Raw genomic sequence first — 26,215 nt, 5'->3', positions numbered from 1 at the left:
ACAAATTTAATGAAGGAGGAATGTTAATATGGCATTTGGATGGGGTGGATCAGGAGCAGGTTGCGGAACGGGCATGGGTGCGTTTTTCCCCAGCTTCATCATCTTCTTGATTCTGATCCTCTTGGTGTTCGGCACAGGCTTCTGGGGATTTGGCGGCGTTGGTTACGAAGTTGAGAAGTAGTTTAATTTGAATAAGTGTTGATGCCAGAACTGTCAGAACTGTTAGAAGAGCCCTGCAAAGGGCTCTTCTGCATTGAAATGTAAGCGTATCTTCTGTGCCGAAGGGGATCATTATGCAAAGCTTGGGCTTAATTCGACAAACAGGAAGGATTTTCTGTGTTAAGCAAAGAAATATACGGTGGAATACGATACCTCAACAGGGACAAGCTAAAATAGTGAACGCCTGAAACGGGGAGTTTGCTATGTCCTGGAAAGTAATTTGGGAATTTGTCTGGGTAACCGCAGGGGTTGTCCTTACCGCCCTGGGGTTGGATATGTTTCTTATCCCCAATAAAATTGCCGCGGGTGGGGTTAGCGGCATTGCCACAATTATTCATTATGTAACCGGATCGCCGGTGGGCCTGACCATGCTGGCTTTAAACGTGCCGCTGTTTATTATGGGCATTTACCGGCTGGGCCTGACCTTTGGCTTCCGGTCCCTTTACGGGACCGTCAGCCTTTCGGCGGCGGTGGATTTATTTGAAGTATTTGCGCCTGTTCCCACCAGGGACCCTTTATTGGCCGCGCTGTTCGGCGGGGTGATGGTTGGTCTTGGGCTGGGGCTGGTTTTTAGATACAGGGGCACCACCGGCGGCACCGACCTGGCCGCAGCCGTGCTGCGCACCTATACCGGGGTTAACATCGGGCAGCTGCTGTTTATGGTGGATGCCACGGTGGTTCTGGCTGCGGGATTGGTTTTCAACTCCTGGGAATTGGCGCTGTATGCGCTGATAACCATTTTCGTGACTGCCTGGATGATCGACCTGGTGCAGGAAGGTATCAGTTATACCAAGGCATTTTACATCTTTTCCGACCGGGCGGGGGTAATTGCCTCCAAAGTGTTGCATGATCTGGGGCGGGGCGCCACCGCATTAAAGGCGCGGGGGCTGTTTACCGGCAGCGACCGGGAGGTGATCCTCACCGTGGTGAACAGGTCGGAGGTCGGCAGGCTGAAGGAAATGGTTTACCAGGTAGACCCGGGCGCGTTTATTATCATCGCCGATGTCAGGGAGGTCCTGGGGGAAGGGTTTAAGGAGCCCGAGCCGGGTGCGGGGGGCATTTAGTATATTTACTTCATTATAAAAGCAGCGCGGGAGGTTATATATGAACGCACAGGAAGAAAAACTGGCCAAATTGAAGGAACAGGCCAGGGTGATCAGGCGACACATTATAGCTATGGTGGGTGCGGCCGGCTCAGGCCACCCGGGAGGATCTTTGTCGGCGGCGGATATAGTCACCGCCCTGTATTTCGATGTGATGCGGGTGGATCCGCAGCGGCCGGACCGGCCGGACCGCGACCGGTTTGTTTTATCCAAAGGGCATGCCGCGCCCGTGCTTTACGCCGCGCTGGCCGAGAAGGGCTATTTCCCGGTCGAAAAACTGCAAACCCTGCGCAAGCTGGGCAGCCCGCTGCAGGGTCACCCCGATATGCGCAAGGTTCCCGGGGTGGAAATGTCCACCGGTTCCCTGGGGCAAGGTTTATCCGCGGCAATCGGCATGGCCCTGGCGGGGAGGCTGGATGGGCGTGATTACCGGGTTTACGTGCTGCTGGGCGACGGTGAGATCCAGGAAGGCCAGGTTTGGGAGGCGGCTATGGCCGCGGCCCACTACAAGCTGGGTAATATCATCGCCTTTCTCGATTATAACGGACTGCAGATCGACGGCCCCATCAGCCGGGTGATGTCGCCGGAGCCCGTGGCTGATAAATGGCGCGCCTTTGGCTGGTATGTGCAGGAAATTGACGGCCACGATCTTGGGCAAATACTGTCCGCCGTCGCCAAAGCGCAGGAAACGAAGGACAGGCCCTGCATGATCGTTGCCAGGACCGTTAAGGGCAAAGGTGTTTCCTTCATGGAAAACCAGGTGGGCTGGCACGGGTCGGCCCCGAAACCCGAGCAGGTGGAGCAGGCCCTGGCGGAGTTATAATATTTTCCAATTTTACCTACAGGAGGTTGAATATGGGCCAAAAAATTGCCACCCGGGAAGCCTACGGGGCGGCGCTGGTGGAATTGGGCAAGAAAAACCCGGACGTGGTGGTGCTGGACGCCGACTTGTCCAAATCCACCAAAACCGCAGATTTCGGCAAGGCCTTTCCGGAAAGGTTTTTCGATATGGGTATAGCCGAGCAGAATATGATGGGGACGGCCGCGGGTTTCGCTGCGGCGGGGAAAACGCCCTTCGCCAGCTCTTTTGCCGTGTTCGCCACGGGGCGGGTTTATGATCAAATCAGGAACAGTATCGCTTACCCCAGGTTGAACGTCAAAATCGGGGCCACCCATGCCGGAATCACGGTGGGTGAGGACGGGGCTTCGCACCAGGCCGTGGAGGACATCGCCTTGATGCGGTGCCTGCCCAACATGACTGTTTTTGTGCCGGCCGACGCTGTGGAAACCAGGGCCGCAGTTATGGCGGCCGCTGCCATCGACGGCCCGGTATACATCAGATTGGGGCGCTCGGGGGTCCCGGTGCTGCATGATGAAAACAGCTTTAACTTTGAACCAGGCCGGGCCATTGTGCTGCGGGAGGGCAAGGATGCGGCCGTGGTCGCCTGCGGCATTATGGTCGGCGCCGCCCTGGAGGCCGCGGAAATGCTGGCGGGCGAGGGCATTTCCGTGCTGGTGCTGGATATGCACACCATTAAGCCGCTGGACGAGCAGGCCCTGGTGGCGGCGGCCCGGGCCACCGGCGCGGTGGTTACCGCCGAGGAGCACAGCATTTTAGGCGGCCTGGGCGGGGCTGTGGCGGAAGTGTTGTCTGAGCAGTACCCGGTGCCGGTGCTCCGGGTGGGGGTGCGCGACACTTTCGGCGAGTCGGGCAAACCCCGGGAGTTGCTGGAGAAATACGGGCTTACCGCGGATGGTATTGTCAGGGCGGTTAAGCAGGTTATTGAAAAGAAAAAATAAAGCAGGTCCAAGTGCGACAGGGGGGACGGTTCTCTCCTGTCGCATTTTTTATTGCTTTTATTCGGGCGCGTTTTTTACTTTTTTTCAAAGATTTGCATGTTTTCGGATAAAGGTTCCTGAAACCAACAGGAAATATTAATTCTTTGTCGAACAATATATTTGTGTTCTGACTTCTAACCGTATTTGAGGTGCTGTTATGATTCAAATGTTTAATGTTTCCAAGATCTACAATAATGGTGTCAAGGCCCTCAATGATGTTACCTTGCATATAAAAAAAGGTGAATTTGTGTTTCTGGTGGGCCCCAGCGGGGCCGGAAAATCAACCTTGACCAAACTGATTTGCCGGGAGGAGATGCCCAGCAGGGGGCAGGTGGTCATTAACGGCCGCAGTTTGGCCAGGATGAAAAGCCGGGAGGTTCCTTTCCTGAGGCGCAAGATCGGCATGGTTTTTCAGGATTTCCGGCTTATTCCCACCAAGACCGTTTTTGAAAATGTGGCTTTTGCCCTGGAGATTACCGGGGCGTCAAATAAAGAGATCAAAAAGGTTGTGCCCATGGTTTTGCGCATGGTGGGGCTTGAAAAAAAGGCCAATATGCTGCCGGCGCATCTTTCGGGCGGCGAGCAGCAGCGCACCAGTGTAGCCCGGGCTATTGTCAACAACCCCATTCTGCTTCTGGCCGACGAGCCGACCGGCAACCTTGACCCCGACAATTCTTGGGAGTTGATGAAGCTGTTTCTGGACATTAACCGCCGGGGCACCACTATCGTCATGGCCACCCATGCCTGGGACATAGTGGACGAAATGAAAAGGCGGGTAATTGCCCTGAGCAACGGCACTGTAATCAGGGACGAAGAAGGCGGGGTTTACGGCTATGAATCTTAATGTCATCAGGTATTACTTTCGCGAAGCCGTCCGGTCCATAATACGCAACAGCTGGCTTTCCGCCGCTTCGGTGGGGACGATCATTATTTCGCTGCTTATCCTGGGCAGTACGGTGCTGCTGGTGATGAACGTTCGTTATGTGGCATCTTCGGTTGAGTCCAGCCTGGAAATAACGGTTTTTTTAAAGGACGATGTGGATGAGCAATCCCTGGCCCGGATGGAGGAGCAAATCAAGTTTGTGCCCGGGGTTTCCAGTGTGGAATTTATCAGCAAGGAGCAAGCCCTGGCAGACCTGAAGGAAAGCTTTGGGGACAAGGCGGATATTTTAAGCGGGCTTGAGCAAGACAACCCTTTGCCAAACTCTTTCAGGATTAAGACCACCAGTGCCGGTTTAGTACCGGAGGCAGCACGCCAGTTGGAAAAGCTGGACGGCGTGGAGCAGGTTCGCTACGGGCAGGGAGTTGTGGAAAAATTGCTCTCCCTCACGCACTGGGTGCGCATTTGGGGTTCGTTAACCATTGTTGTGCTGGGCGTTGCAGCCATATTCCTGATTGCCACAACCATTCGCATGTCGGTTTTTGCCAGGCGGAGGGAAATCGGCATTATGAAAATGCTGGGAGCAACCAACTTGTTCGTGCGGATGCCGTTTATGCTGGAAGGAATGATGCTGGGATCGGCGGGGGGGCTGGTGGCTGTGCTGATAATCAATTTCAGCTACCTGTCTTTGCTGAACAAAGTTATTGTGACGCTTCCTTTTATCCGGCTGGTTGACGATCCGGTTACTATTTATCAGGTGCTGGGCGGGCTTTTGGGCCTTGGTTTCGCTATTGGCGCTTTAGGGAGCGCCATATCTCTGCGCCGGTTTTTGAAGGTATAGTCCAATCGTTGTTGTGCTTTGCTATAAGTTTTTACAGGTCTTTAACAGTTGTTATCAGATTCTTGGAAACGGGGGTTTTGAGCGGTTGAGTTCGGAGTGGAAAAAGAAGGTGGCTGCAGCAGTGCTGGCCGCCGCCATGCTATCCGGCTACGGGACGGCTTACGGTGCAACCCTGCAGGAAATGCTGCAGCAGACCAGGCAGAAATTGCAGCAATCCAAGCAGAAGGCGGCCGGCAAAAAAAATGAAATTAAAAGTTATACCAATGAAGTGGCCGCCCTGGACAGGGAAATTAACCTGAAAAACCGTGAGATCAGCAATCTCAGTTCCCAGCTTGATTCAGCCCTGGCCAGGCTTGATCAAAACGAGCGGGAGCTGAAGCAAGCGGAAGATAAACTGCAGGCCTGTACCGAAGAATTGCACAAGCGGGTGCGGGGGATTTATGAAAACGGTACGGTCAATTATCTGGATGTGTTGCTGGCCTCACGCGATTTCGGAGATTTTTTAAACCGCTATGAGATGCTGAAGCGGGTGGTGTCCAGGGATACCCGGGTGGTCGGTGAAGTTGAGCAGTTAAAAAACGGACTGGAGCAAAAAAGAAAGTCTTTGCAGCAACAGAAGCAAACAATAGCTGCTCTGATGGAACGTCAACGAGCGGCCCGGATGGATCTGGCCTCCAGGAGCGAGGAAAAACGCCAGATGCTGGGAGAAGCCAAAAAAGATTTGACCGAATACCAGAAAGAAGTTGCGGAACTGGAAGCAAAAGAAGAGGCCATCGTCAGCGAGATCGCCCGGCAAAGGAGCGGGAACCGGCCGGCAGCCACCGGGGCCTACCTCTGGCCGCTGCCCGGGCATACCAGCATATCGTCTTCCTTTGGTTACCGCATCCACCCGATTTTGAAAACCAGCAAGTTACATACCGGGATTGATATTCCGGCTCCCACCGGTACTTCGGTAATAGCGACGCAGAGCGGTACGGTGATTAATGTAAGCTATATGAGCGGGTATGGCAACGTGGTGATGATTGACCACGGAGGCGGTATTGTTTCTCTTTATGGCCACCTTTCAGCCCAGCTGGTTGGTAACGGGCAAACGGTGGAAAAGGGTCAAACCATTGCCAGGGTAGGCAGCACGGGTATGTCCACCGGGCCGCACCTGCATTTTGAAATAAGGGTAAACGGTTCGCCGGTCAACCCCAGGAATTATGTATAAGTATTCAGGAGTCAGGAGTCAGGAGACGGGTTAAGACAAAATATGACCTGTCTCCTTTTTGTTAGCTATTGTAATTCAATACGCCATTATGTAGTATAATATGGTATGCACTCAAATTCAGGAGGTTTGGCATGTACGATTACAGCAGCTACGGTAACAGGCCCAATAAGATTACACGCCGGCTGACGGTGCTGGCTGTTATTTTTTTTGTTGTTATTGTTGCGGCGGGCGGGGTCCTGGCAAGTAACTTTAAACATGTGGGCAACTTAATCAAGGTGATTTCACTGGTAAGGTCCCAATATATAGAGCCGGTGGATACCACCTCGCTGGTGGACGGGGCCATCAGGGGCATGGTGGATTCACTGCATGATCCTTACTCGGTGTACCTGGACCCTGGTACCTATAAGCAGCTGCAGGAGCAGATCAGCGGCTCCTTCGGCGGTCTGGGCATTCTTGTGGGGGTTAAAGATGAACTGCTCACCGTGGCACGGGTTTATGAGGGGTCACCGGCTTATAAGCGAGGGATCAAAGAAGGCGACCGGATTGTCGGCATTAACGGCAAGGACGTCAGGGGTATCGACTTGGAAACCGCCATCGGGCTGATGCGCGGCCCGGTGGGTACCAAAGTTAAGCTTAGAATAGTCAGGGCAGGCTTTCCGGCGCCCCTGGAAAAGGAGATAACCAGGGAGGAGATCAGTGTTCCCACCGCGGAAGGCAAGATGATTCCCGGTACCAGGATCGGTTACATGGTCATCAGCCAGTTTAACGAAAAAACTCCCAGTGAGCTGGCCGGAGTTTTGAGTGATTTGCGTGAGCAGGGTATGCGGGGCGCCATTATGGATCTCAGGAACAATCCGGGCGGGGAGCTGATTTCCGCAACCCGGGTGGCGGATAATTTCGTGCCCAAAGGTCCCATTGTCTATATAGAGTACAGTTCCGGCAATACCGAAGTTAAGGAAGCGGACGGTAATTATCTGCATCTGCCGCTTGTTGTTTTAGTCAATGAAAACAGCGCCAGCGCCGCGGAGATTTTAGCCGGGGCCATTAAAGATACCAAAGCCGGCACGCTGGTGGGCACAAAAACTTTCGGCAAGGGGATTGTGCAAACGGTGTTCCCGCTGAATAACGGGGCCGGGCTGAAGCTGACCACGGCGCGTTACCTTACGCCGGGCAAGCATAATATTCATAAAAAGGGTATCAGCCCTGATGTTGTGGTTGAGGATCTGCCGGATGTCCCCGGGGATGAACAGCTGGAAAAGGCGGAGGAATTGATTAAAAGCAAGATCAAGTGACGCGGGGGCCGGTGGCCGCATGATAACCCCTAAAGACCAACCCCAAAGCGGAGAAGCAGGTGATGGTGTTGTTCCCATTTAATGATATCCTGCCCATGATACTGGTAAATATCGAATTAATGCTGCGGGAACCTGTATTCTGGGTGGTTGTGGTGCTGGTGGTGCTGCAGTACCGGCGCATGCACTCAATCCGGGAAAACTTTTACGGCGTTCCCATCAAGAGTAATTGGAGTGAGCCGGCTACCGCGATTGTCTTCGGGATGCTGGGGGGCATGCTGGGCAGCGTGATCATGGTTTTCACCGGGGTGACGTTAACCGGCTCAGGTTTGATCTTTATCTGGCCCCTGGCCATTCTTCTAATGTTAATCAACGCCAGGTTTATCTGCTTTGCTTATGCCGGCGGCATTATGGCTCTTTCACGGATAATTTTTGGTTTTCCCCAGGTCAATGTTTCCCAGGTGCTGGCCCTGGTGGCGGTGCTGCATATGGTGGAAAGCCTGCTGATCCTGTTCAGCGGCCACCTGGGGGCAATTCCCTCGTATTTCCGTGACCGGTCCGGCCGGGTGGTGGGGGGGTTTACCCTGCAAAAATTCTGGCCCATTCCCATTGCTGCGCTCGCTTTTATGACGGGTATGGCCGCTCCCCCGGGCAGCGTTAATATGCCTGACTGGTGGCCTTTGATTAAGCCGGGGGCGGCCAACCCCGAAAACATTGTCTACACCTTGATACCTGTGGTGGCAGCCCTGGGCTACGGGGATATGGCCATTGCCCGCAGCCCGGTGCAAAAGAGCAGGATTTCCGCCTGTTACCTGGCGCTGTACAGCCTGGTGCTGCTGTTGCTGGCTGTTTTGTCGGGCCGCTCCGTGCTGCTGGCCGTTTTAGCGGCTGTTTTTGCGCCAATGGGTCACGAGCTGGTTATTTATATCGGGCGCAAGACTGAAATGCAGGGCGAGCCAATCTACGTGCCCAGCGCCGGCGGCATGGCGCTGCTGGATGTTATACCAGACTCGCCGGCCTGGCGGGCCGGGATCAGGTCGGGCGACGTTATTGTTGCGGTAAACGGTTATCCGGTTCTTAGCAAGCCCGACTTTGCCGCCATTAGTTACGCTGTAAACCCTCCCCTGCAGGTGGAATTTTTCAGCAAGAGGAAAAAGCGCCTTTTAAAGGGAAAAATATCATTTAACGAGGGGGAAAAGCACCTGGGCATCCTCCCCGTGCCTGAAGGGGCGGAGGCGGTGGGTGTGGTGGATGTTAGCACCGCCGGCCCGCTGGGACGCTGGTTTTCGGATTTCTGGCAGCGGCTTAAGAGGAAAGGTTACACATAAGAGGAAAGGGGACACACCTCCCACAAATTATGCGTTGACACTGTTTCCGGGCGGGGGATATAATTAACATATACCGGGTCAGGGAGGCCCGCAGTGTTGAAGATGGACCACGGAGGTCAAGTGACACGCATGTGACCGAGGTGGTTTTTTGGCTTTATTGCGACTTTATGTGATTTTATTGGGAGGTGAATTCTAACATGTGTGAGGCTAACGCTTATCTGCGCCAGGATGGCAAAGATGAAATTTTAATGGAAATGGTCGATAAGGTCATACCTGAGGAAGACGGTCTGGTGCTGGAAGACATTTTTGGGCGTCGTAAAATGATTAAGGCCAGGATTAAAGAACTGGCCCTGGTGGACCATAAAATTATTTTAGAAAAAGAAGCCTGATGAAGTCCGAACCCTAATTGAACGTCCGGAATATGAAAGCCCCGGGGCGGAATTGCCGCTTACGGGCTTTTTAACTCACTTTAGGAAAGTATACCTGGTCATATACCTGGTCATATTTATGGCCAGAACTAAGGATTAAAGTATAAAAAAGCGCGCGCTAAGGGAACTGATTGAGCGCGCTTTTTTTATTAAAAGGATTTGTTTTACCGGTAGAGAAAATAATAGAGAAAATAAGATTGTAGCTACTCAGGGGTCAGTAGTCGGAAGTCAGGAGTCGGAAGCCGGCATGGGGGAACCGGCGGGAACATTTTCCCGGGGCATTTTGGAATTCTGACTACTGACTGCTGAATTCTAATTGATGACAGGTGAGAATTTTGAATAAACCAATGCGTTTTGTGACCAAAAACCAGCAAAAAATTAATGAATATGAGCTGCTGCTGGATCCGTTCAAGTTTATCCCGGTCCGGCTCAATATGCGTGAACCGCAGGGGGACGACCAGCGGGAAATTGTGCGGAGCAAAGTGCTGATTGCTTTTTCGGAAAAAAGGGCGCCTTTGTTTGTTGATCACACCGGCCTTAGCATCCAGGTCTACAATGATTTGCCCGGCGGCATGACCCCTGAGATTTGGAGCCGGCTGGGGGTTGAGGGGTTTTTGCGCTTAATGCAGTGTGAAACCAACCGCAAGGCCGTGGCCCGCACTATTATCGGCTACTGCTGCAGCAGGCGGATACATATTTTTGAAGCCGAACTACAGGGGCAAATAGCAGGAGAGCCCCAAGGTCCAACCGATACCTGGGAGTGCCTTTTTACCCCGGATGGGTATGACACATCTCTTGCCGCCCTGCCGGTGGAAGAAAAGAATAAAATTTCAGCCCGCGCCCGGGCGGCTCAGCAGTTCAAAAAATTTCTGGCCCGTCAGGCGGTGAAGTTATGGTAAGCTACGATAAACTTGTTGATGAACTGGCCCACGATATCAGGGGCAAAAAAATTATTCCCTTTGTCGGCGCCGGGCTGTCACGCAACCTTGGTTTGCCGGAGTGGGATGTTTTAATGGCCAAAGTGGCCGAGGATCTGGATATCGACCCCGATATTTTGGCGCTGCACGGTGATTTTCTGCAGATAGCCGAGTACCATATCATCTGCCACGGGGGCAGCAAAAACCGGATCAGCAAAATAATTGACCGCAATTTGCGCTCCATTGAGGTGGATATCGGAGCCTCGGTGGCGCACAAATGCCTTATCGACATGAAATTTCCCAAAATATATACCACAAATTTTGACGAAATGATTGAAATGGCCTTCCGTTATCACAAGGAGCCTCATTATACCATTGCCACCCTGGATGACATTTTGGAGGCGCCGGATAATGTGACCCAGATAGTCAAATTTCACGGCACCCTGGACCTTGATGAAACCCTGGTCATCAGCGAGACCGACTATCATAACCGGTTGGATATGGACGGGCCGCTGGATATTAAATTGCGCTCGGACCTGCTGGGCAAGACGGTGCTTTTTCTGGGGTACAGCTTCAGGGACCTGAATATCCGGTACATGTGGAGCAAATTGTTCCGGGTGATGCAGGAGAACTGCAAGGCTTATATGGTGACCATGAAGCCGAATTACGTGTTTGATACGGTATACGGGAAAAAGGGCATGAAAATTATCTGCCTTGATTCCGATAATTTTTGCGCGGACTTTACCGCTTTTATGGAGGATCTGCGGGACCGCGTGCTGCGAGATTAGGAGAGAATTAAATGGATACTGGCAAGCTCTCCAGATGGAACGAAGTCAAGCAGGTTTGCCTGCGCTGCCGGGCCTGCCCGCTGGCCGCCCGGCGCACCAATGTGGTGTTCGGCGAGGGAGTGCTGGAATCCCGGGTTATGTTTGTGGGCGAAGGGCCGGGGGAGCAGGAAGACCTGCAGGGGCGCCCGTTTGTCGGCCCGGCGGGTCAACTGCTGGACCGGATGCTGGCGGCCATTGGCCTGGACCGGGAGAAAAACGCCATGATTTGCAACATCGTCAAATGCCGCCCGCCGGGCAACCGTACCCCCACCATGGAAGAAGGCGAAAAATGCCTGCCCTTCCTGCGGGCGCAGGTGGATATCGTGCGGCCCCGGATCATCGTATGCCTTGGTGCCACGGCGGTACGCCATATTATCGGGCCGGAAGAGCGGATCACCAGGGTGCGGGGCAGCTGGACGGAGCGCAAAGGCTACTGGATTACCGCCACTTATCATCCCGCCGCCCTTTTGCGTGACGAATCGCGCAAGGCCGGGGCCTGGGCCGACCTGAAATCGATCAGGGCCAAAATGGACGAACTGGGCATTTAGCTAACCGGCCGGCGCCCTCCGGTTTCCAGCTTCATTTTGAGCCGGCCCGGCAGCGCAAACATGCTCCGGCCAGGCGCATACGCCTTCTTCTTTGGCCTTTCTCACCAGGGCCATGTAGCGTCGTTCCGAAGCTTTAATGTTGAGGATGGCGAAATCTATCAGATCCCTGTCGGTAATATGGTTAAAATCCATTAGGGCCTGTTTCCAGGTCCTTTTGGCTTCATTGACGGCATCCAGCAGCTTTGGTGGTTGCTTGGCCAGCGGTGACAACCAAATTAAAAAATTTTCAAGGTATCTCGTATTCATCAAATCACCTCAATTAATGTTATGCGCCGGCCGGAGTTTTTATGCCATTATCTGCCAGATTCAGGAATTCAGAATTCAGTAGTCAGTAGTCAGAATTCTAAAATGCCCCGAGAAAATGTTTTCACCGGTTCTCTCATTCTGACTTCTGATTTCTGACTTCTGATTTCTGACTCCTGAGTAACGTTATTTATTTGGAATAAAGATAATGCCCGGGGCAAAGCATAATTAAGACATGGTTTTACGAAATGCTAAACTGCCCGGGGGTGGTTTGATGAATAAGATAAGACCGGTTGTAATTGCACTGGTTTCAGTTTTGATGTTGCTGTTGGCGGCATCCGGCTGCGGCAAACGTGAGCCGCTGCGCAAACCTGCGGAACGGCCGGTTAAAATAGGGTTTGCACTGGCTGATTTGAACCGGGACGGAAATAAAACAATTAAAAAGACGGTGGACGGCAGTAAGAAAAAGGTGAATGCTGAGATTACCTGGCTGGATGCGGGCAATGACCCGGCCAAACAGCAAAAACAGCTGCAGCAGCTGGCCGGCAAGAAATTAAAGGCAGTTGTTTTCCAGCCGGTGGACCCCGCAGCTGCGCCGGCCATGGTGGAACAGTTGGCCAGGCGGGGCATCAAGGTGGTGGTGCTGGAGAACCTGCCGGTTAACACTCCGGTGGACGGGTACATTGCTTCCGACCATGACCTGGTGGGCCGCCTGCAGGCCCGGTTTTTAACGGAAGCGCTGCAGCGGGCGCAGGAAGCCCGAAAAGAACCGGTACCTCCCCCCACCGGCACGCCGGGACAGGGGGGCGGCGGGCAGCAGGGCGGCTCCCAAGGCAGCAGCCCCGGGGGCGGGACGCAAGGGTCGGCAGCCGGCGCTTCAAGTACGTCACCCGGTGGTGCCGGTGGTACCAGTGGCCAAATAACCGGCGCGGTGGATTACACCGTGGTTGCCCAGCTGCCCGGCCACCGGCCCCTGAATGTTTTAATCCTCAGGGGTGACCCGCGGGACCAGGCAGCCCGGGAAATTACCGCTGCACTGGAAGCGGCACTGCAGGGGCAAAAGGATATTAACATTATAGGCGTTTACGATCACCCGCTCTGGGATCCGGCTTCTGTGCCGGCCACCCTGGCCAAGCTGAAGAGCAGGAATGAAAAGGTGGACGCCATATTGGCCAACGACAGCGGCCTGGCGATGGCGGCGGTGGATTATCTGAAAATGGGCGGGTTTGATAAAAATGTGCTTACCGTGGGCGTGGGCGCCGATGAAAAAGCCTCCCAGGCCCTGGTAAAAGGCTAGCACGACGCCGAAGTGGACGTGCAGCCGGAAATGCTGGGGCTGTTTGCCCTGGAAGCCGCTGTGGATCTGGCCCAAACCGGGCACTGGCAGTACAGCGCGCGAGTAAATAACGGTGATTACAGTGTCCCGGCCAGGATAGTGCCCGCCCGCCTGATAACCTCCCAAAACGCTTATTTGCTGCAAGAACGCTGGAAGAAATTGAAGGAAGCGGGAGGTCGGCAGCAAGGCGGCCGGCAGGGGACCCGGGGCGGCGATCAGGACGGTGGAGGCAAGGGTGATCAAAGCCGGCAGGGTCAGCAAGGTCAACAAAGCGGGCAGGGCCAACAAGGTGGACAGGAGGGCGGCCAGAAGAAAACCATGCTGAAAATTACCACCATGGAAGGTAAAACCATGGAAGTGCAGATTGACGGTGAAGTGCAGAAGATTGAATCAACGGGCGGCCGGGGACAGGGTCAGCAGGAGGGCAAGGGTGGCAAAGGCGGCGCAGGCGGCACCGGCGGCGCCGGCCGGTAGGGACAGCAGCAGGGGCAATAAAGTTAATTTTGAATTTAGACGCCCCTGCCGCTGACGCGGCGCCGGCCAAAAGATGAAAAAGGGGTTGTCGTAGGGCGGACGACCCTGTCCGCCCGCCCCTGAGCCGGCTGTTGGTTATCTGGAGATAATGTAAAAGTTTTTTGGCATAGGCGAACTGGAAAGATTCAGCCCCTTATCATTTACGATGGGGGGTTTTTATTTATCCCTAAATTAGCCGTTTAAAAAAATCCAGGCAGGGAATTACGGCTTACTTAATGAATATTGACAGAAAATACAGTAGTACTACAGCGTAAATTAAAGGTAGCGGAGCCATGGGGACGGTTCGAGCGTCCCCGATGCGAAGCGAAGGGCCGAAGGGAAGACGATGGAACCGTTCCCGTGGCGTAGCGCGCTGTAGTAGTAGGAGGTTTTGGATATATACGGGTATGAAAAAAAGACAATCATTGATTAAAGGCATACTTATGGTCATACTTTTGACAATTGCCGGTTTTGCCTTTGTTTTGGAAGCTGAGGCGGCGGATGTCAGTATTAAAACGGTTTATTTTGATGATGGTTCGGGATTGAAGCGGGTGAGCGAGACGTCATTGTCCAACATCGTCGATGTTACTGTATTCACCAATTCAAGAGCGGACAAGGTTACCGTAAACGGTAAAGAAGCGGATGAAGCAGGGGGCGGGTGGGACGTTTATGGTCTGGAGTTGAAGACCGGAAAGAATACCATTCAGGTTGTCGCCACCGATACCGCCAATAATAAAAAAGTCACGGAAAAGTATGAAATAAATTATTTGGGCGGCAATGTCCCGGGAATAAATTATGTAATCAATGATCTAACCCTGGCAGGCAAAAAATTAAAATTGTTTGACGGTGCTCTTCAGGTAAGCCTGCCTAAACAAAATGCCGTTATGTTTAACGGGAAAGCGGCGCCTTACCAAAAAGTCAAATTTTCTGTGGCTGCTCCCTCCTTCAAGCCTTCTTCCGATGCAAATTATATCAGTAACATTTTTACCTTTACCGCGGATTACAGCACCAATTGCACTATCAACGGCGAAGCGGAACTTACTTTTGAATATGACCCGCAGGTAAGCGGTACGGATTCCTACCTGCTTACCGTGCTGCGACTGGAACCGTCTTATATTTCAAACGGGTTTTCATTTCCGCTGGTTCAAAATTTAGGAGGAGTGGTTGACACCAAATCCAATACCATTACGGTTAAAGTTAAAAATGCAGTTTTTGGTGCCTATGTCGTGGTGAAGAAAACAGGCGACTTTACGGATTTTTACCCGCAGGCCGGGAAGAAATCACCTGTTGCCTGGAGCCGTCCCTATGTGCTGGCACTGTGGGCAAAGGGGGTTATGGAACCCTTGGCGGTATATCCCAATGGCAACCGGGTCAAACAAGGTTATTTTGGGTTAATTGACAATAATAATGCAGAAACACCCATCACGAGGAGGGAAATGGCCGGTCTGGTCGTGAAGGCGCTCCATCTTCCCGGTAACATAGGGGATGCACTTGTTATGCCCACTTTTACCGACCTGTCCAAAATGAGCCTTTTTGAGCGGATGCCCATAGAAACCGCTGCCCGCAACGGGTTATTTTCCGGTTTTCCAGGAAAGAACGGAGGGCTGGAATTCCGCCCGGATGCACCAATGACCCGGGAGCAGGCGGGGATTGTACTGGCGAGAGCCACCGGGGCGGAATTGCCCGACCCGGCCAAGGCTTCGGCTTATTGCAAAGCTTATTTTAAGAACGACTATGCTGCTATTAATGAATGGGCCTGTCCATACATTCTGGTTGCAATGCAGCAGGGTTTGCTGCAGGTTACGGAACCCGGATATATGCGGCCAACAAAGCTGTTTTCCCGCGCTGACGCGGCCCGGGCGGTATACTTGTTAATGAAAACAAAAGGGAGTATATAAGGGAAATAAGTAATTACTCAGGAGTCAGGAGTCAGGATGGGAGAACGGTTTATCGTCTCAAATTATTCTGAATTCTGACTCCTGAATTCTGAATACCTGAACAGTAATGGAAATCGAGCTTGGAAGGGACTGGATTGGTGCGTTTTTTTACCATTGCTCGGTGTGATATAATTTAGCCGGGGTGAGCGAGTATGGAGCATAAATTTAAACTTAAGTCCGATTACGAGCCCAGGGGCGATCAGCCCAAGGCAATAGATCAACTGGTTGAGGGTCTCGAGGACGGGCTGAAGCACCAGACCCTGCTGGGTGTCACCGGCAGCGGCAAGACCTACACCATAGCCCAAGTGATCCAGCGGGTGCAGCGGCCGACGCTGGTGCTGGCCCACAATAAGACGCTGGCGGCACAGCTGTGCAGCGAGTTTAAGGAGTTTTTCCCGGACAACGCGGTGGAGTATTTTGTCAGCTATTATGACTACTATCAACCCGAGGCCTACATCCCCCACACCGACACCTACATCGAAAAGGATTCTTCCATCAACGATGAAATAGATAAACTGCGCCACTCGGCCACCTGCGCGCTGTTTGAGCGGCGGGACGTGATCATCGTGGCCAGTGTTTCCTGTATTTACGGTTTGGGCGACCCCGAGCAGTACAGCACCCTGGTGCTTTCGCTGCGCCGGGGGGGTGAGTACGACCGCGACGCGGTACTGCGGCGCCTGGTGGACATCCAGTACGAGCGCAACGACATGAACTTTACCCGGGGCAAGTTCCGGGTGCGGGGCGACGTGCTGGAGATATTTCCGGCGGGCAACTCGGAACGGGCCGTCCGGGTGGATTTTTTTGGCGACGAGGTGGAGCGGCTGCTGGAATTTGACGTGCTGACCGGTGAAATTACCGGTGAGCGGCAGCACGTGTCCATTTTCCCCGCCTCCCACTACGCCACCACCCGGGAGCGGATGCTGGGGGCCATCAGCAAAATAGAGGAAGAACTGGAGGAGCGGCTGTACGAGCTGCGGCAGCGGGATAAGCTGCTGGAGGCCCAGCGGCTGGAGCAGCGCACCCGGTATGATCTTGAAATGATGCAGGAGATGGGGTTCTGCAGCGGTATTGAAAACTATTCCCGGCACCTTACCGGGCGCCGGCCGGGCGAGCCGCCTTACACGCTGCTGGACTATTTTCCGGACGACTTTTTAATGGTAATTGACGAATCCCATGTCACTATACCCCAGGTGCGGGCCATGTACAACGGGGACCGCTCCCGCAAAGAGTCGCTGGTGGAGCACGGCTTTCGCCTGCCCTCGGCCTTCGACAACAGGCCGCTGACGTTTGAAGAGTTTGAGCGGCACCTGGGCCAGGTGATCTACGCCAGCGCCACCCCGGGGCCCTACGAATTGGAACTGAGCGACCGGGTAGTGGAGCAGATCATCCGGCCCACCGGGCTGGTCGACCCGGAACTGTCCGTGCGGCCTACCAGGGGTCAGATTGATGACCTGATCGGTGAAATATACAACCGGGTGGCCAGGAAAGAAAGGGTGCTGATCACCACACTGACCAAGAAAATGGCCGAGGACCTTACAGATTATTTGCGTGAAACCGGCATTAAGGTCCGCTATATGCACTCGGAAGTGCACACCATCGAGCGGATGGAAATTATCCGGGACCTGCGGCTGGGCACTTTTGACGTGCTGGTGGGGATCAACCTGCTGCGGGAGGGCCTGGACCTGCCCGAGGTGAGCCTGGTGGCCATCCTGGACGCCGACAAGGAAGGCTACCTGCGCTCCGAGCGCTCGCTGATCCAGACCATCGGCCGGGCCGCCCGGAACGTCAACGGGCGGGTGATTCTTTACGCCGATAAAATAACCGATTCCATGGCCAGGGCCATCGAAGAAACCGAGCGCCGCCGCAAAATTCAAACCGCGTTCAACCTGGAGCACGGCATCACCCCGCAGACCATCCGCAAGGCGGTGCACGAGGTGATTGAAGCCACCAAAGTGGCGGAAACACCGGCCATTTACGAGGCCGGGGACAAAAAGGGCAGGCTGACCAAGAAAGAAATCAAGCAAATGCTGGCCCGGCTGGAAAAAGAAATGCAGGACGCCGCCCGCCGGCTGGAATTCGAACAGGCCGCCCGGCTCAGGGACGCCATCATCGAGCTGCGCCTGGAACTCCGCGGCCGCGACAAACACATCACCCCCGCCGTCCCCGAAACCGCATATTGATTCCAAATTTTCCCTCTGATATAGTAAAGAGAAAAAGGGGGGGCTGGGGCGGTTGGACAGGGTCGTCCGCCTCTACAACGATTTGACCAAATAAAATAGATTTAATTTAACAATAATATGTGGTATATTGAAATAGAACGAATGTTTGGCAGGGATAACCTATTTGATTTTGGGAGGAAATAATGCAGGACAAAATTGTGGTCAGGGGCGCCCGGGCCCACAACCTTAAAAACATTAACGTGGAGATCCCCCGGGACAAGCTGGTTGTTATTACCGGGCTTTCCGGTTCGGGCAAGTCTTCCCTGGCCTTCGACACAATTTACGCCGAGGGCCAGCGCCGTTACGTGGAGTCTCTTTCTGCTTATGCCCGCCAGTTTCTAGGCCAGATGAACAAGCCCGACGTGGATTACATCGAGGGCCTGTCCCCGGCCATTTCCATCGATCAAAAAACAACCAGCCACAATCCCCGCTCCACCGTTGGTACGGTTACCGAGATATATGATTACCTGCGCCTGCTGTTTGCCAGGGTGGGGCGGCCCCACTGCCCGCAGTGCGGCAGGCCCATCACCCGCCAAACAGTGCAGCAAATCGTGGACCAGCTGCTGGAACTGCCGGAAGGCGCGCGTCTGCAGTTGCTGGCCCCGGTTGTGCGGGGCAAAAAGGGCGAGCATGTGAAGCTGGTGGAGGAAATCCGCCGCGAGGGCTTCGTCCGCGTTCGGGTGGACGGTGAAATTCTGGACATCAACGAAGAAATCAAGCTGGACAAAAATAAAAAGCACACCATTGAAATTGTGGTCGACCGGATTGTGATCCGACCGGGGTCGGCCAAGCGGATGGCCGATTCACTGGAAACCGCGCTGAAACACGGGGGCGGTGTGGCTATTGCCGCGGTGGCCGGCGGCGAGGAGATTGTTTACAGTGAAAATTTCGCCTGCGTTGATTGCGGCATCAGCATAACTGAAATTGCGCCCAGGCTGTTCTCCTTCAACAGTCCCTTCGGGGCCTGCCCGGAGTGCACGGGCCTTGGTTTTAAAATGGAGCTGGACCCCGAACTGGTCATTCCCGACAAAAGCATGACGGTGCGCCAGGGCGCCATCGAGCCGTGGCTTAAAAGCCTGAATGGCATGCGTTACCTGGAGGCCGTTGCCGGCCATTACGGGTTCGACCTGGATACGCCGGTGCGGGATATGGATCCCGCTCACCTGGACAAGCTGCTTTACGGCACCGGCCGGGAAATCATCAATGTCAATCTTATGGACAGCTATGGAAACAGGCACACCTACCGGGTGCCCTTTGAGGGTGTGATTAATAACCTGAGCAGGCGATACCGGGAGACAAATTCAGACTATATGCGGGAGGAAATAGAACAATACATGAGCACCCGCCCGTGCCCGGCCTGCCGTGGAGCCAGGCTCAAGCCTGAAGCGCTGGCGGTGAAGATCGGGGGCCGTTCGATCAATGAGGTGACCTCTTTATCGGTGCTGGAGGCGAAGCAGTTCCTGGAAGGTTTGGATTTAAACGAGCGGGAGCGGGTGATTGCCTGGCAGGTGCTGAAGGAAATAGACGCCCGGCTGGGGTTCCTGGTGAACGTGGGTTTGGACTACCTGACGCTGGACCGGGCTGCGGGAACGCTTTCCGGGGGCGAGGCCCAGCGGATTCGCCTGGCCACCCAGATCGGCAGCGGCCTGGTGGGGGTGCTGTACATTCTGGACGAGCCCAGCATCGGGCTGCACCAGCGGGACAACCGCCGCCTGCTGGAGACGCTGGAGCGGCTGAGGGATCTGGGCAACACCTTGATCGTGGTGGAGCATGATGAAGAAACTATCTTAAAGGCCGACCATGTGATCGATATCGGACCCGGCGCGGGGGTGCACGGCGGCCGCGTGGTGGCCAGCGGCACGGTGGAGGATATTATGGCCGTTCCCGAATCCATCACCGGCCAGTACCTCAGCGGGAAGAAGAAAATTCCGGTGCCGCCGGCGCGCCGCCGGCCGAACGGCAAAGTGGTTACCGTGGTGGGCGCTGCGGAACATAATTTAAAAAATATCGACGTGGACTTTCCCCTGGGACTGTTTATTTGTGTAACCGGGGTTTCCGGTTCGGGTAAAAGCACCCTGGTGAACGAAATATTGTATAAGAAACTGGCCCAGGAGCTGAACCGGGCCAGGACCAAGCCCGGCGCCTGCCGCGAAATCCGCGGCCTGGAATACCTGGACAAGGTGATTGACGTGAACCAGTCGCCCATCGGGCGCACGCCGCGGTCCAACCCGGCCACTTATACCGGGGTCTTCACTGATATCCGGGACCTGTTCACCCAGCTGCCCGAGGCCCGGGCCCGGGGCTACCGTCCAGGCCGGTTCAGCTTTAATGTCAAAGGCGGGCGTTGCGAAGCCTGCCACGGTGACGGCATCATTAAGATTGAGATGCATTTTCTGCCGGACGTTTATGTCCCGTGCGAGGTTTGCAAGGGCAAGCGCTATAACCGGGAAACGCTGGAGATCAAGTACAAGGGCAAAAGCATTTCCGACGTGCTGGATATGACGGTGGAGCAAGCGCTGGAGTTTTTCAAAAACCTGCCCAAAATACAGCGCAAGCTGCAGACGCTGTATGACGTCGGGCTCGGGTACATCAGGCTGGGCCAGCCCGCGCCTGAATTATCGGGGGGCGAAGCGCAGCGGGTTAAGCTGGCCACGGAGCTGTCCAGGCGTTCCAACGGCAAAACTATGTATATCTTGGACGAGCCCACCACCGGGCTGCACATTGCGGATATTCACCGCCTGCTGGACGTGCTGCACCGGCTGGTGGACGCCGGAGATACCGTGCTGGTAATCGAGCACAACCTGGACGTGATTAAAACCGCCGATTATATCATCGACCTGGGCCCGGAAGGCGGCGCCAGGGGCGGCGAGGTGCTGGCCACCGGCACCCCCGAAGAGGTCGCCCGGTCCCCCGTCTCCCACACCGCCCTCTTCCTCCGGTCCCTCAGGGGGGATTAATGTGAGGGAAAAGTTGGGTAAGCTGCCGGAAAAGCCGGGGGTTTATTTATTCCGGGATGGGGAAGGACAGATTATTTATGTCGGCAAGGCCGTATCGCTAAAGAACAGGGTGCGGTCTTATTTCGGCGCGTCTGCGGCGCGGGATCCCAAAGTTAAGGCGATGATGGACCGGGCCAGGGATTTTGAGTACATCAGCACCGATTCCGAGGTTGAGGCGCTGATTCTTGAAGCCAATTTGATTAAGGAGCACCGCCCCCGGTATAATGTGTTTTTAAAGGACGATAAAAGCTACCCTTACCTCAAGGTGACGATGGGTGAAAAGTTCCCCCGGGTTTTTATCACGCGCCGGGTGGTCAAGGACGGCTCGCGCTATTTCGGGCCCTATACCCAGGTCGGGGCGGTGCACGAAACGCTGCGCCTGTTAAAACGCATGTTTCCCCTCCGCACCTGCAAGCAAAAGTCTCTGCTGCCCAGGAGCAGGCCCTGCCTGAACCAGCACATTAAAAGATGCCTGGGGCCGTGCTGCGGTCTGGTGACACCGGAGGAGTACCGTAAAGTTGTGGACGGGGTGCTGCTGTTCCTGGAGGGCAAGCAGGAGGAACTGGTCAAGGCCCTGCGGGCACGGATGGAAAGCGCCGCCGGCAACCTGGAATTTGAGCGGGCTGCGGAATTAAGGGACCAGCTCCGGGCGGTGGAAAAAGTAATTGAAAGGCAAAAGGTGGTGTATGCCGACCGGGAAGACCGCGATGTTGTGGCGATGGCCCGGGGTGAGGACGAGTGCTGCGTGATGATTTTCTTTGTGCGCGGCGGCAAATTGATCGGGCGCGAGCGGTTTATTCTGGACGGTACCGGGATGATGAGCAGGGGCGAGGTGATTACCGCCTTTATCAAGCAGTATTACCTGCGGGCTGAATTTATCCCCCGGGAGATACTGGTGGAGGAAATCACAACCACTGAAACGGAGGTACTGGAACGCTGGCTGACCGAGAAGCGCGGCGCCAGGGTGCACATTACCAAACCATTGCGGGGGGAAAAGAAGCAGCTGGTGGACCTGGTGGGCAGGAACGCTTTGCTGGTCCTGGAAGAAGTCCGGTCGGACCGGGCCGCCCGCAGGGAGGATGCACAAAAAGCCCTGGGGGAATTGGCCGCCGCCCTTGGGCTGGAGGCGCCGCCCAACAGGCTGGAATGCTTTGATATATCCAATACCCAGGGTGCGGAATCCGTGGCTTCCATGGTGGTGTTTGAGGAAGGGAAACCGGCGCCGCACCAGTACCGGAGGTTTAAGATTAAAACCGTTGCCGGGCCGGATGACTTTGCCTCCATGCGGGAGGCGCTGGGCAGGCGCCTGGCCCGCGGCCGCGAGGAAAGGGAACTGATCAATACCGGCCGGCTGTCCGGCAGGAAGGCCAAATTCCACCGCCTGCCCGATTTGCTGGTGGTTGACGGCGGTAAGGGCCAGCTCTCCTCGGCACTGGCGGTGCTGGAGGAGCAGGGGTTGGCCGGCATTCCGGTTTGCGGCCTGGCCAAGGAAGAGGAGCTGATTTTCCTACCCGGCCGGCCGGACCCCGTCAGGCTTGCCCCGGATTCACCGGCGCTGCAGCTGATGCAGCGGCTCCGGGACGAGGCGCACCGGTTTGCTGTTACTTATCACCGGCAGCTGCGCGGCAAGCGCAACCTGAAATCCATGCTGGAAGAAATTGAGGGGATCGGGCCGGTCAGGCGCAGGGAACTGTTGATGCGCTTTGGGACGATTGAAAAAATCAAGGAGGCCACGCCGGAGGAGCTGGCCGCCGTCCCCGGCATGAACAGCCGGGCGGCCCGCGCCGTGTATGACTTTTTCAGTGAATAAAGCTACTACTTAATTCACGGGGGTATTTAATTTGAGCAGGTATAAGTTGCTGGCTTTGGATCTGGACGATACGCTTTTGGACGCACGGCTGAAGGTGCCGGAGCGGTCCCGCGCGGCCATTGAGGCGGCCAGGCAGGCGGGGGTGCGGGTAACGCTGGCCACCGGGCGGATGTTCCGGTCCGCTGTTCCCTTTGCCCGGGAATTGGGGGTGGACGATTACCTGATCACCTACCAGGGGGCGTTGGTGCGCCATGCCGTTACGGGCGAAACCCTGTTCCACCGCCCGGTTCCCCTGGAAGAGGCGCTGGAAGTGATTGCGCTGGTCAAGCCGTTCGGTTATCATATTAATATTTATCTTGACGACAACCTTTATGTCGCCGAACACACCAGGGAAAGCGAGCAATACGGCGCCATGTCCAGGATTCCGGTTGAGGCGGTGGGTGACCTGACAGCTTTTCTGGAAAAACGCCGCCGGGAACCCACCAAGGTGCTGGTGGTGGCCCAAGAGGCACAACTGGATGAACTGGCGCAGGCGGTACGCCCGGTTTTGGGCGACAGGCTGCACATCACCAAATCCAAGCCCCACTTTTTGGAATTTTCCCACCCCCTGGCCAACAAGGGCGATGCCCTGGCCTCCATTGCCGGCCGCTACGGGGTCGGGCGGGAGGAAATTATCGCCGTCGGGGACAGCTACAACGATGTGGAAATGATTGATTACGCCGGCCTGGGCGTGGTTGTGGGCAATGCGCGGCCGGAAATTAAGGAGCGGGCGGATTACGTCTGCTGCTCCAACGAAGAGTGCGGAGTGGCTGAAGTGGTTGAGAAGTTTATTTTGGGGTGATCGTTTGAGCTGCAAATATGTGGTGGGCGTCGACCTGGGCGGAACGAAAATTCTAACTGCGGCGGCAGATTGCCGGGGCGGCGTGCTCGGCAGAGTTAAGGTGCCGACCGGGGCGGACCTGGGTCTGGACCATGTTGTCAATGAGATTGTGCGGTCGGTTGAGCTGGCTTTGCAGCAAGCCGGGATAACGGCTGAAAATGTGGCGGCGGTCGGAGTCGGGGCCCCCGGGCCGCTTGATCCCCGGGTGGGGCTGGTCTATTTGGCCCCCAATCTGGGGTGGCGGAATGTGCCCCTGGGTGAAATACTGGGCAGGCGGCTTAACCTGCCTGTTTTTGTTGATAACGACGCCAATTTAGCCGCGCTGGGCGAGTGTGTTTACGGTGCCGGGCGGGGGGCGGATAATCTGGTATATATCACCGTCAGCACCGGGGTGGGCGGCGGGCTGATCCTGGGCGGGAAGATCTACCACGGTTTTTCCGGCGGGGCCGGGGAAATCGGCCATTTAACTGTGGCTGAGGATGGCCCGCTGTGCGGCTGCGGTAATTCCGGCTGCCTGGAAGCGGTGGCCTCCGGGACGGCCATAGCCAACCGCGCGAAGGCTTTAATTGAAGAGGGGCGCGGCCTGGGCATTTTATCCGAGGCGGGAGGGCATAAGGACGGGGTGTCCGCCCGGGCTGTCGCTGCAGCCGCCTCTCGTGGCGACGGGGAGGCAATTATGATTATGCGCGACGCCGGGCGGTACCTTGGTGTGGCGGTGGCGGGCATCATCAACCTGCTCAACCCCTCGGCGGTCGTTTTGGGGGGCGGCGTGATGCAGTCCGGCCGGATTCTCTGGGAAGCCATGCTGGATGAAACCCGCCGCCGCGCTCTTGGCCCGGCCCTGCAGGGGGTGGCCATTGTTCGCGCCGCCCTGGGCGGGGAGGCAGGGGTCATGGGCGCCCTGGCCTTGGCTGCCCAAAATAATATTAAAAAACCGGCTGATGATTTATAAACATCAACCGGTTTTTTTTATTTAACATTAATGGCGTAGGTGTAGATTAAAGTTTTTTCTTTCCTGTTCGTATCGCTCCACGGCCTGCCGGTATTCTTCCCGGCGGTGGCTGTAGTCCTGCCGGCCCATTAAAGAATAAGTTATGTTTTTCCCCTCTTCCACCCCGGGCTGGTCGTAAGGGTTGATGTTCCACAGCGCCGCGGTATAAACCACCAGCGCCTCGTAAAAGTAAAACAGTGCTCCCAGGCATGCTTCCGATATTTCGCTGACACCGATGCGGTAGCAGGGTTTTCCGGCCCCGGCCAGGCTCATTTCCGTTGACAACTGCTCGATATGGAGCTGCCCGTGCATGGTATGGCCGGCAAAGTAAGCGTATTCTTTTTCCCCTGTGAATTCGCCGGGCAGGGTGATGTCCCGGGGAACGTTTTCAATCCTGATAAAGCCAAATACCTTGTCATCGGGTCCTTCCTTGAAAAGCTGCAGGATGGAGTGCTGGTCGGTGGCGCCCAGGCTGGTGAGCGGTGTTGTCCCCGCCTGCACCACTTCTCCGGACAGCGACAGCCTTTTGCCGAGGCTTTCCGCCCATAACTGCACGAACCACAGCCCAAACTCATACAACAGGTTGCTGTAATTAAACAGGACATGGATGGACTTGCCCCGCAGGGACAGTTCGTGCAGGCAGGTGCCCAGGGTAAATAACGCGTTTTCGGCGGCGGGCGTGGTGGTGATATAATCGTGCACCGCCTTGGCGCCCGCCAGCAGCCCGCCGCTGTCGATTCCGGCCAGCTCCGCCGGCAGGAACCCCACCGAGGATAAAACGGAATATCTCCCGCCCAAATTGCGGGGAATGTGCAGCAGGTGGCAGTTTAAGCCCCCGGCAATCCGGTTGATTCCGTTGTCGCCGGGGTCGCAGCAGATTACGATATCGCGGGGGTCGCCTCCCGCCGAGCGGTATTTGTTGTAAAAATAAATGAACTGGGCCGCCGTTTCCGGTGTGGAACCTGATTTGCTGGTGTAAATGACGGCTGTTTTTTTAATATCGATTAACTCTTCCACCTTTCCGGTGATCACCGGGTCGATGTTGTCCAGCACGAAGATCCGCGGGTGTCCGTGGCTTTCCAGGTTATAAAAAGGGCCTTTCAGGAATTGCAAAACCGCCCTGGCCCCCAGGGCAGACCCTCCGATGCCCAGCAGCAGAATGTGTTCATACTTTGCGGCCAATTTCTTGGCTATAGCTTTTATTCCGGGCAGCTTGGGCTCCTCGTCCAGCGCAATGGTCATTTGAGAGCTTTTTGCTCTTAACGACGACTGTACTTTCTCAAATACGCCGCCATATTTCTCTGCAAACCGGCCGAATTCATCAGTGGAAATGAACCCGGCACGTCCTTCATGGCCTATTAGGTGGCCGGTATCGACATTGAGCAAGTTTTTCACTGGACCACATCCTTATAATATTTTTTATATGCGACACGGGGACGGTTCTCTTGTCGCGGTTTGTTTCTTACATGCGGCCATTCGCTGCGCTGCGGGGACGTTCGAACCGTTCCGAACCGCCCTTATGGCAGGGTCGCCCGGCAATTATTTAAAGTGCCCGGTAGGTAATTGGCCGCGGCCGGCGAATTAAAACAACAGCTTTGAGCAAAATTATTTGTAACCGCCAGGTGTATGATAATTGGGGAAAACTTAGTTACACCCAATAGTATATATTTGACATAAAATACCTATTCCTTTTAAATCAATAAAAATAAATAAAAATAATAAATTGCAGTAAAGTTAAAATTAGCCGGCAGTTGGACATCTGAAGATATTCCGTCAAAGTTTTTTCACGATAGGGGCGATG

At 55.1% G+C, this 26,215-nt stretch carries 23 protein-coding genes; 21 read left to right on the top strand and 2 right to left on the bottom strand.

Annotated elements, in window-relative coordinates:
* Nucleotides 1-28 precede the first annotated feature (28 nt).
* The 13 genes from H569_RS22535 (at nucleotide 29) to H569_RS0110470 (ending at nucleotide 11,429) form a co-directional block, all read left to right on the top strand.
* A complete protein-coding gene (locus H569_RS22535) occupies nucleotides 29-181 on the top strand; it encodes a hypothetical protein (RefSeq protein WP_157833513.1) in 153 nt (50 codons plus the stop codon).
* Between the two features lie 241 nt (nucleotides 182-422).
* On the top strand, nucleotides 423-1,283 hold the full coding sequence (locus tag H569_RS0110525) for a YitT family protein (RefSeq protein WP_027364971.1): 861 nt from the start codon (nucleotides 423-425) through the stop codon (nucleotides 1,281-1,283).
* Nucleotides 1,284-1,323: 40 nt separating this feature from the next.
* Nucleotides 1,324-2,145 (top strand): transketolase, encoded by an 822-nt coding sequence (locus H569_RS0110520; protein WP_027364970.1) that lies wholly within the window; start codon nucleotides 1,324-1,326, stop codon nucleotides 2,143-2,145.
* Nucleotides 2,146-2,177: 32 nt separating this feature from the next.
* Nucleotides 2,178-3,122 (top strand): transketolase family protein, encoded by a 945-nt coding sequence (locus H569_RS0110515; RefSeq protein ID WP_027364969.1) that lies wholly within the window; start codon nucleotides 2,178-2,180, stop codon nucleotides 3,120-3,122.
* Nucleotides 3,123-3,318: 196 nt separating this feature from the next.
* Entirely contained in the window at nucleotides 3,319-4,005 is a 687-nt protein-coding gene (gene ftsE / locus H569_RS0110510; protein WP_027364968.1) for a cell division ATP-binding protein FtsE, read from the top strand.
* On the top strand, nucleotides 3,995-4,882 hold the full coding sequence (gene ftsX, locus H569_RS0110505) for a permease-like cell division protein FtsX (protein WP_027364967.1): 888 nt from the start codon (nucleotides 3,995-3,997) through the stop codon (nucleotides 4,880-4,882). The genes ftsE and ftsX overlap by 11 nt, the downstream gene beginning before the upstream one ends.
* Before the next feature lie 85 nt (nucleotides 4,883-4,967).
* A complete protein-coding gene (locus H569_RS0110500; RefSeq protein WP_034630261.1) occupies nucleotides 4,968-6,092 on the top strand; it encodes a murein hydrolase activator EnvC family protein in 1,125 nt (374 codons plus the stop codon).
* Between the two features lie 131 nt (nucleotides 6,093-6,223).
* On the top strand, nucleotides 6,224-7,384 hold the full coding sequence (locus H569_RS0110495) for a S41 family peptidase (protein WP_114679287.1): 1,161 nt from the start codon (nucleotides 6,224-6,226) through the stop codon (nucleotides 7,382-7,384).
* 62 nt (nucleotides 7,385-7,446) lie between these two features.
* Nucleotides 7,447-8,709, top strand: coding sequence for a PDZ domain-containing protein (locus tag H569_RS0110490; protein WP_309294784.1), 1,263 nt, complete (start codon nucleotides 7,447-7,449; stop codon nucleotides 8,707-8,709).
* Between the two features lie 197 nt (nucleotides 8,710-8,906).
* Nucleotides 8,907-9,098: a CooT family nickel-binding protein gene (locus H569_RS0110485; protein WP_027364963.1), complete on the top strand. Its 192-nt coding sequence runs from the start codon at nucleotides 8,907-8,909 to the stop codon at nucleotides 9,096-9,098.
* Nucleotides 9,099-9,472: 374 nt separating this feature from the next.
* A complete protein-coding gene (locus H569_RS0110480) occupies nucleotides 9,473-10,036 on the top strand; it encodes a non-canonical purine NTP pyrophosphatase (RefSeq protein ID WP_027364962.1) in 564 nt (187 codons plus the stop codon).
* Nucleotides 10,030-10,842 carry an SIR2 family protein gene (locus tag H569_RS20055; protein WP_051273577.1) on the top strand — a complete coding sequence of 271 codons (813 nt, stop codon included), beginning with the start codon at nucleotides 10,030-10,032 and terminating at the stop codon, nucleotides 10,840-10,842. Before H569_RS0110480 ends, H569_RS20055 begins: the two co-directional genes overlap by 7 nt.
* Nucleotides 10,843-10,853: 11 nt before the next feature.
* Entirely contained in the window at nucleotides 10,854-11,429 is a 576-nt protein-coding gene (locus H569_RS0110470; RefSeq protein ID WP_027364961.1) for a uracil-DNA glycosylase, read from the top strand.
* Here H569_RS0110470 and H569_RS20050 read toward each other — a convergent pair whose 3' ends face one another.
* The gene (locus H569_RS20050; protein ID WP_034630258.1) at nucleotides 11,430-11,735 is read right to left on the bottom strand and encodes a DUF2508 family protein; all 306 of its coding nucleotides are present in this window, start codon (nucleotides 11,733-11,735) and stop codon (nucleotides 11,430-11,432) included.
* Nucleotides 11,736-12,006: 271 nt separating this feature from the next.
* On the opposite strand from H569_RS20050, the gene H569_RS20045 reads away from it, so the two are divergent.
* The 8 genes from H569_RS20045 (at nucleotide 12,007) to H569_RS0110430 (ending at nucleotide 24,375) form a co-directional block, all read left to right on the top strand.
* Complete coding sequence (locus tag H569_RS20045) at nucleotides 12,007-13,029, top strand: sugar ABC transporter substrate-binding protein (protein ID WP_034630255.1); 1,023 nt, start codon at nucleotides 12,007-12,009, stop codon at nucleotides 13,027-13,029.
* A 12-nt stretch (nucleotides 13,030-13,041) separates the two neighbouring features.
* Nucleotides 13,042-13,542, top strand: coding sequence for a hypothetical protein (locus H569_RS22530; protein WP_157833512.1), 501 nt, complete (start codon nucleotides 13,042-13,044; stop codon nucleotides 13,540-13,542).
* 446 nt (nucleotides 13,543-13,988) lie between these two features.
* Nucleotides 13,989-15,479 (top strand): S-layer homology domain-containing protein, encoded by a 1,491-nt coding sequence (locus tag H569_RS0110455; RefSeq protein WP_027364960.1) that lies wholly within the window; start codon nucleotides 13,989-13,991, stop codon nucleotides 15,477-15,479.
* Nucleotides 15,480-15,670: 191 nt separating this feature from the next.
* Nucleotides 15,671-17,698, top strand: coding sequence for an excinuclease ABC subunit UvrB (uvrB, locus tag H569_RS0110450; RefSeq protein WP_027364959.1), 2,028 nt, complete (start codon nucleotides 15,671-15,673; stop codon nucleotides 17,696-17,698).
* Nucleotides 17,699-17,880: 182 nt separating this feature from the next.
* Nucleotides 17,881-20,694 carry an excinuclease ABC subunit UvrA gene (gene uvrA / locus H569_RS20035; RefSeq protein ID WP_034630253.1) on the top strand — a complete coding sequence of 938 codons (2,814 nt, stop codon included), beginning with the start codon at nucleotides 17,881-17,883 and terminating at the stop codon, nucleotides 20,692-20,694.
* Nucleotides 20,690-22,543: an excinuclease ABC subunit UvrC gene (uvrC, locus tag H569_RS0110440; RefSeq protein ID WP_027364958.1), complete on the top strand. Its 1,854-nt coding sequence runs from the start codon at nucleotides 20,690-20,692 to the stop codon at nucleotides 22,541-22,543. The genes uvrA and uvrC overlap by 5 nt, the downstream gene beginning before the upstream one ends.
* A 31-nt stretch (nucleotides 22,544-22,574) precedes the next feature.
* A complete protein-coding gene (locus H569_RS0110435) occupies nucleotides 22,575-23,384 on the top strand; it encodes a Cof-type HAD-IIB family hydrolase (RefSeq protein WP_027364957.1) in 810 nt (269 codons plus the stop codon).
* 4 nt (nucleotides 23,385-23,388) lie between these two features.
* Complete coding sequence (locus tag H569_RS0110430; RefSeq protein WP_027364956.1) at nucleotides 23,389-24,375, top strand: ROK family protein; 987 nt, start codon at nucleotides 23,389-23,391, stop codon at nucleotides 24,373-24,375.
* A gap of 27 nt (nucleotides 24,376-24,402) precedes the next feature.
* On the opposite strand, the gene H569_RS0110425 is transcribed toward H569_RS0110430, so the two are convergent.
* A complete protein-coding gene (locus tag H569_RS0110425; protein WP_027364955.1) occupies nucleotides 24,403-25,809 on the bottom strand; it encodes a hypothetical protein in 1,407 nt (468 codons plus the stop codon).
* Between the last annotated feature and the right edge of the window lie 406 nt (nucleotides 25,810-26,215).

The sequence above is a fragment of the Desulfotruncus alcoholivorax DSM 16058 genome (assembly GCF_000430885.1).
Lineage (GTDB): Bacteria > Bacillota > Desulfotomaculia > Desulfotomaculales > Desulfallaceae > Desulfotruncus > Desulfotruncus alcoholivorax.
This window is presented reverse-complemented; position numbering and strand designations above follow the sequence as displayed.

Bases quoted from the DNA above. Each gene is read 5' to 3' on its own strand.
- H569_RS22535 (WP_157833513.1), top strand. From the start codon at position 29: ATGGCATTTGGATGGGGTGGATCAGGAGCAGGTTGCGGAACGGGCATG.
- H569_RS0110525 (WP_027364971.1), top strand. From the start codon at position 423: ATGTCCTGGAAAGTAATTTGGGAATTTGTCTGGGTAACCGCAGGGGTT.
- H569_RS0110520 (WP_027364970.1), top strand. From the start codon at position 1,324: ATGAACGCACAGGAAGAAAAACTGGCCAAATTGAAGGAACAGGCCAGG.
- H569_RS0110515 (WP_027364969.1), top strand. From the start codon at position 2,178: ATGGGCCAAAAAATTGCCACCCGGGAAGCCTACGGGGCGGCGCTGGTG.
- ftsE (WP_027364968.1), top strand. From the start codon at position 3,319: ATGATTCAAATGTTTAATGTTTCCAAGATCTACAATAATGGTGTCAAG.
- ftsX (WP_027364967.1), top strand. From the start codon at position 3,995: ATGAATCTTAATGTCATCAGGTATTACTTTCGCGAAGCCGTCCGGTCC.
- H569_RS0110495 (WP_114679287.1), top strand. From the start codon at position 6,224: ATGTACGATTACAGCAGCTACGGTAACAGGCCCAATAAGATTACACGC.
- H569_RS0110490 (WP_309294784.1), top strand. From the start codon at position 7,447: ATGGTGTTGTTCCCATTTAATGATATCCTGCCCATGATACTGGTAAAT.
- H569_RS0110485 (WP_027364963.1), top strand. From the start codon at position 8,907: ATGTGTGAGGCTAACGCTTATCTGCGCCAGGATGGCAAAGATGAAATT.
- H569_RS20055 (WP_051273577.1), top strand. From the start codon at position 10,030: ATGGTAAGCTACGATAAACTTGTTGATGAACTGGCCCACGATATCAGG.
- H569_RS0110470 (WP_027364961.1), top strand. From the start codon at position 10,854: ATGGATACTGGCAAGCTCTCCAGATGGAACGAAGTCAAGCAGGTTTGC.
- H569_RS20050 (WP_034630258.1), bottom strand. From the start codon at position 11,735: ATGAATACGAGATACCTTGAAAATTTTTTAATTTGGTTGTCACCGCTG.
- H569_RS20045 (WP_034630255.1), top strand. From the start codon at position 12,007: ATGAATAAGATAAGACCGGTTGTAATTGCACTGGTTTCAGTTTTGATG.
- H569_RS0110455 (WP_027364960.1), top strand. From the start codon at position 13,989: ATGAAAAAAAGACAATCATTGATTAAAGGCATACTTATGGTCATACTT.
- uvrB (WP_027364959.1), top strand. From the start codon at position 15,671: ATGGAGCATAAATTTAAACTTAAGTCCGATTACGAGCCCAGGGGCGAT.
- uvrA (WP_034630253.1), top strand. From the start codon at position 17,881: ATGCAGGACAAAATTGTGGTCAGGGGCGCCCGGGCCCACAACCTTAAA.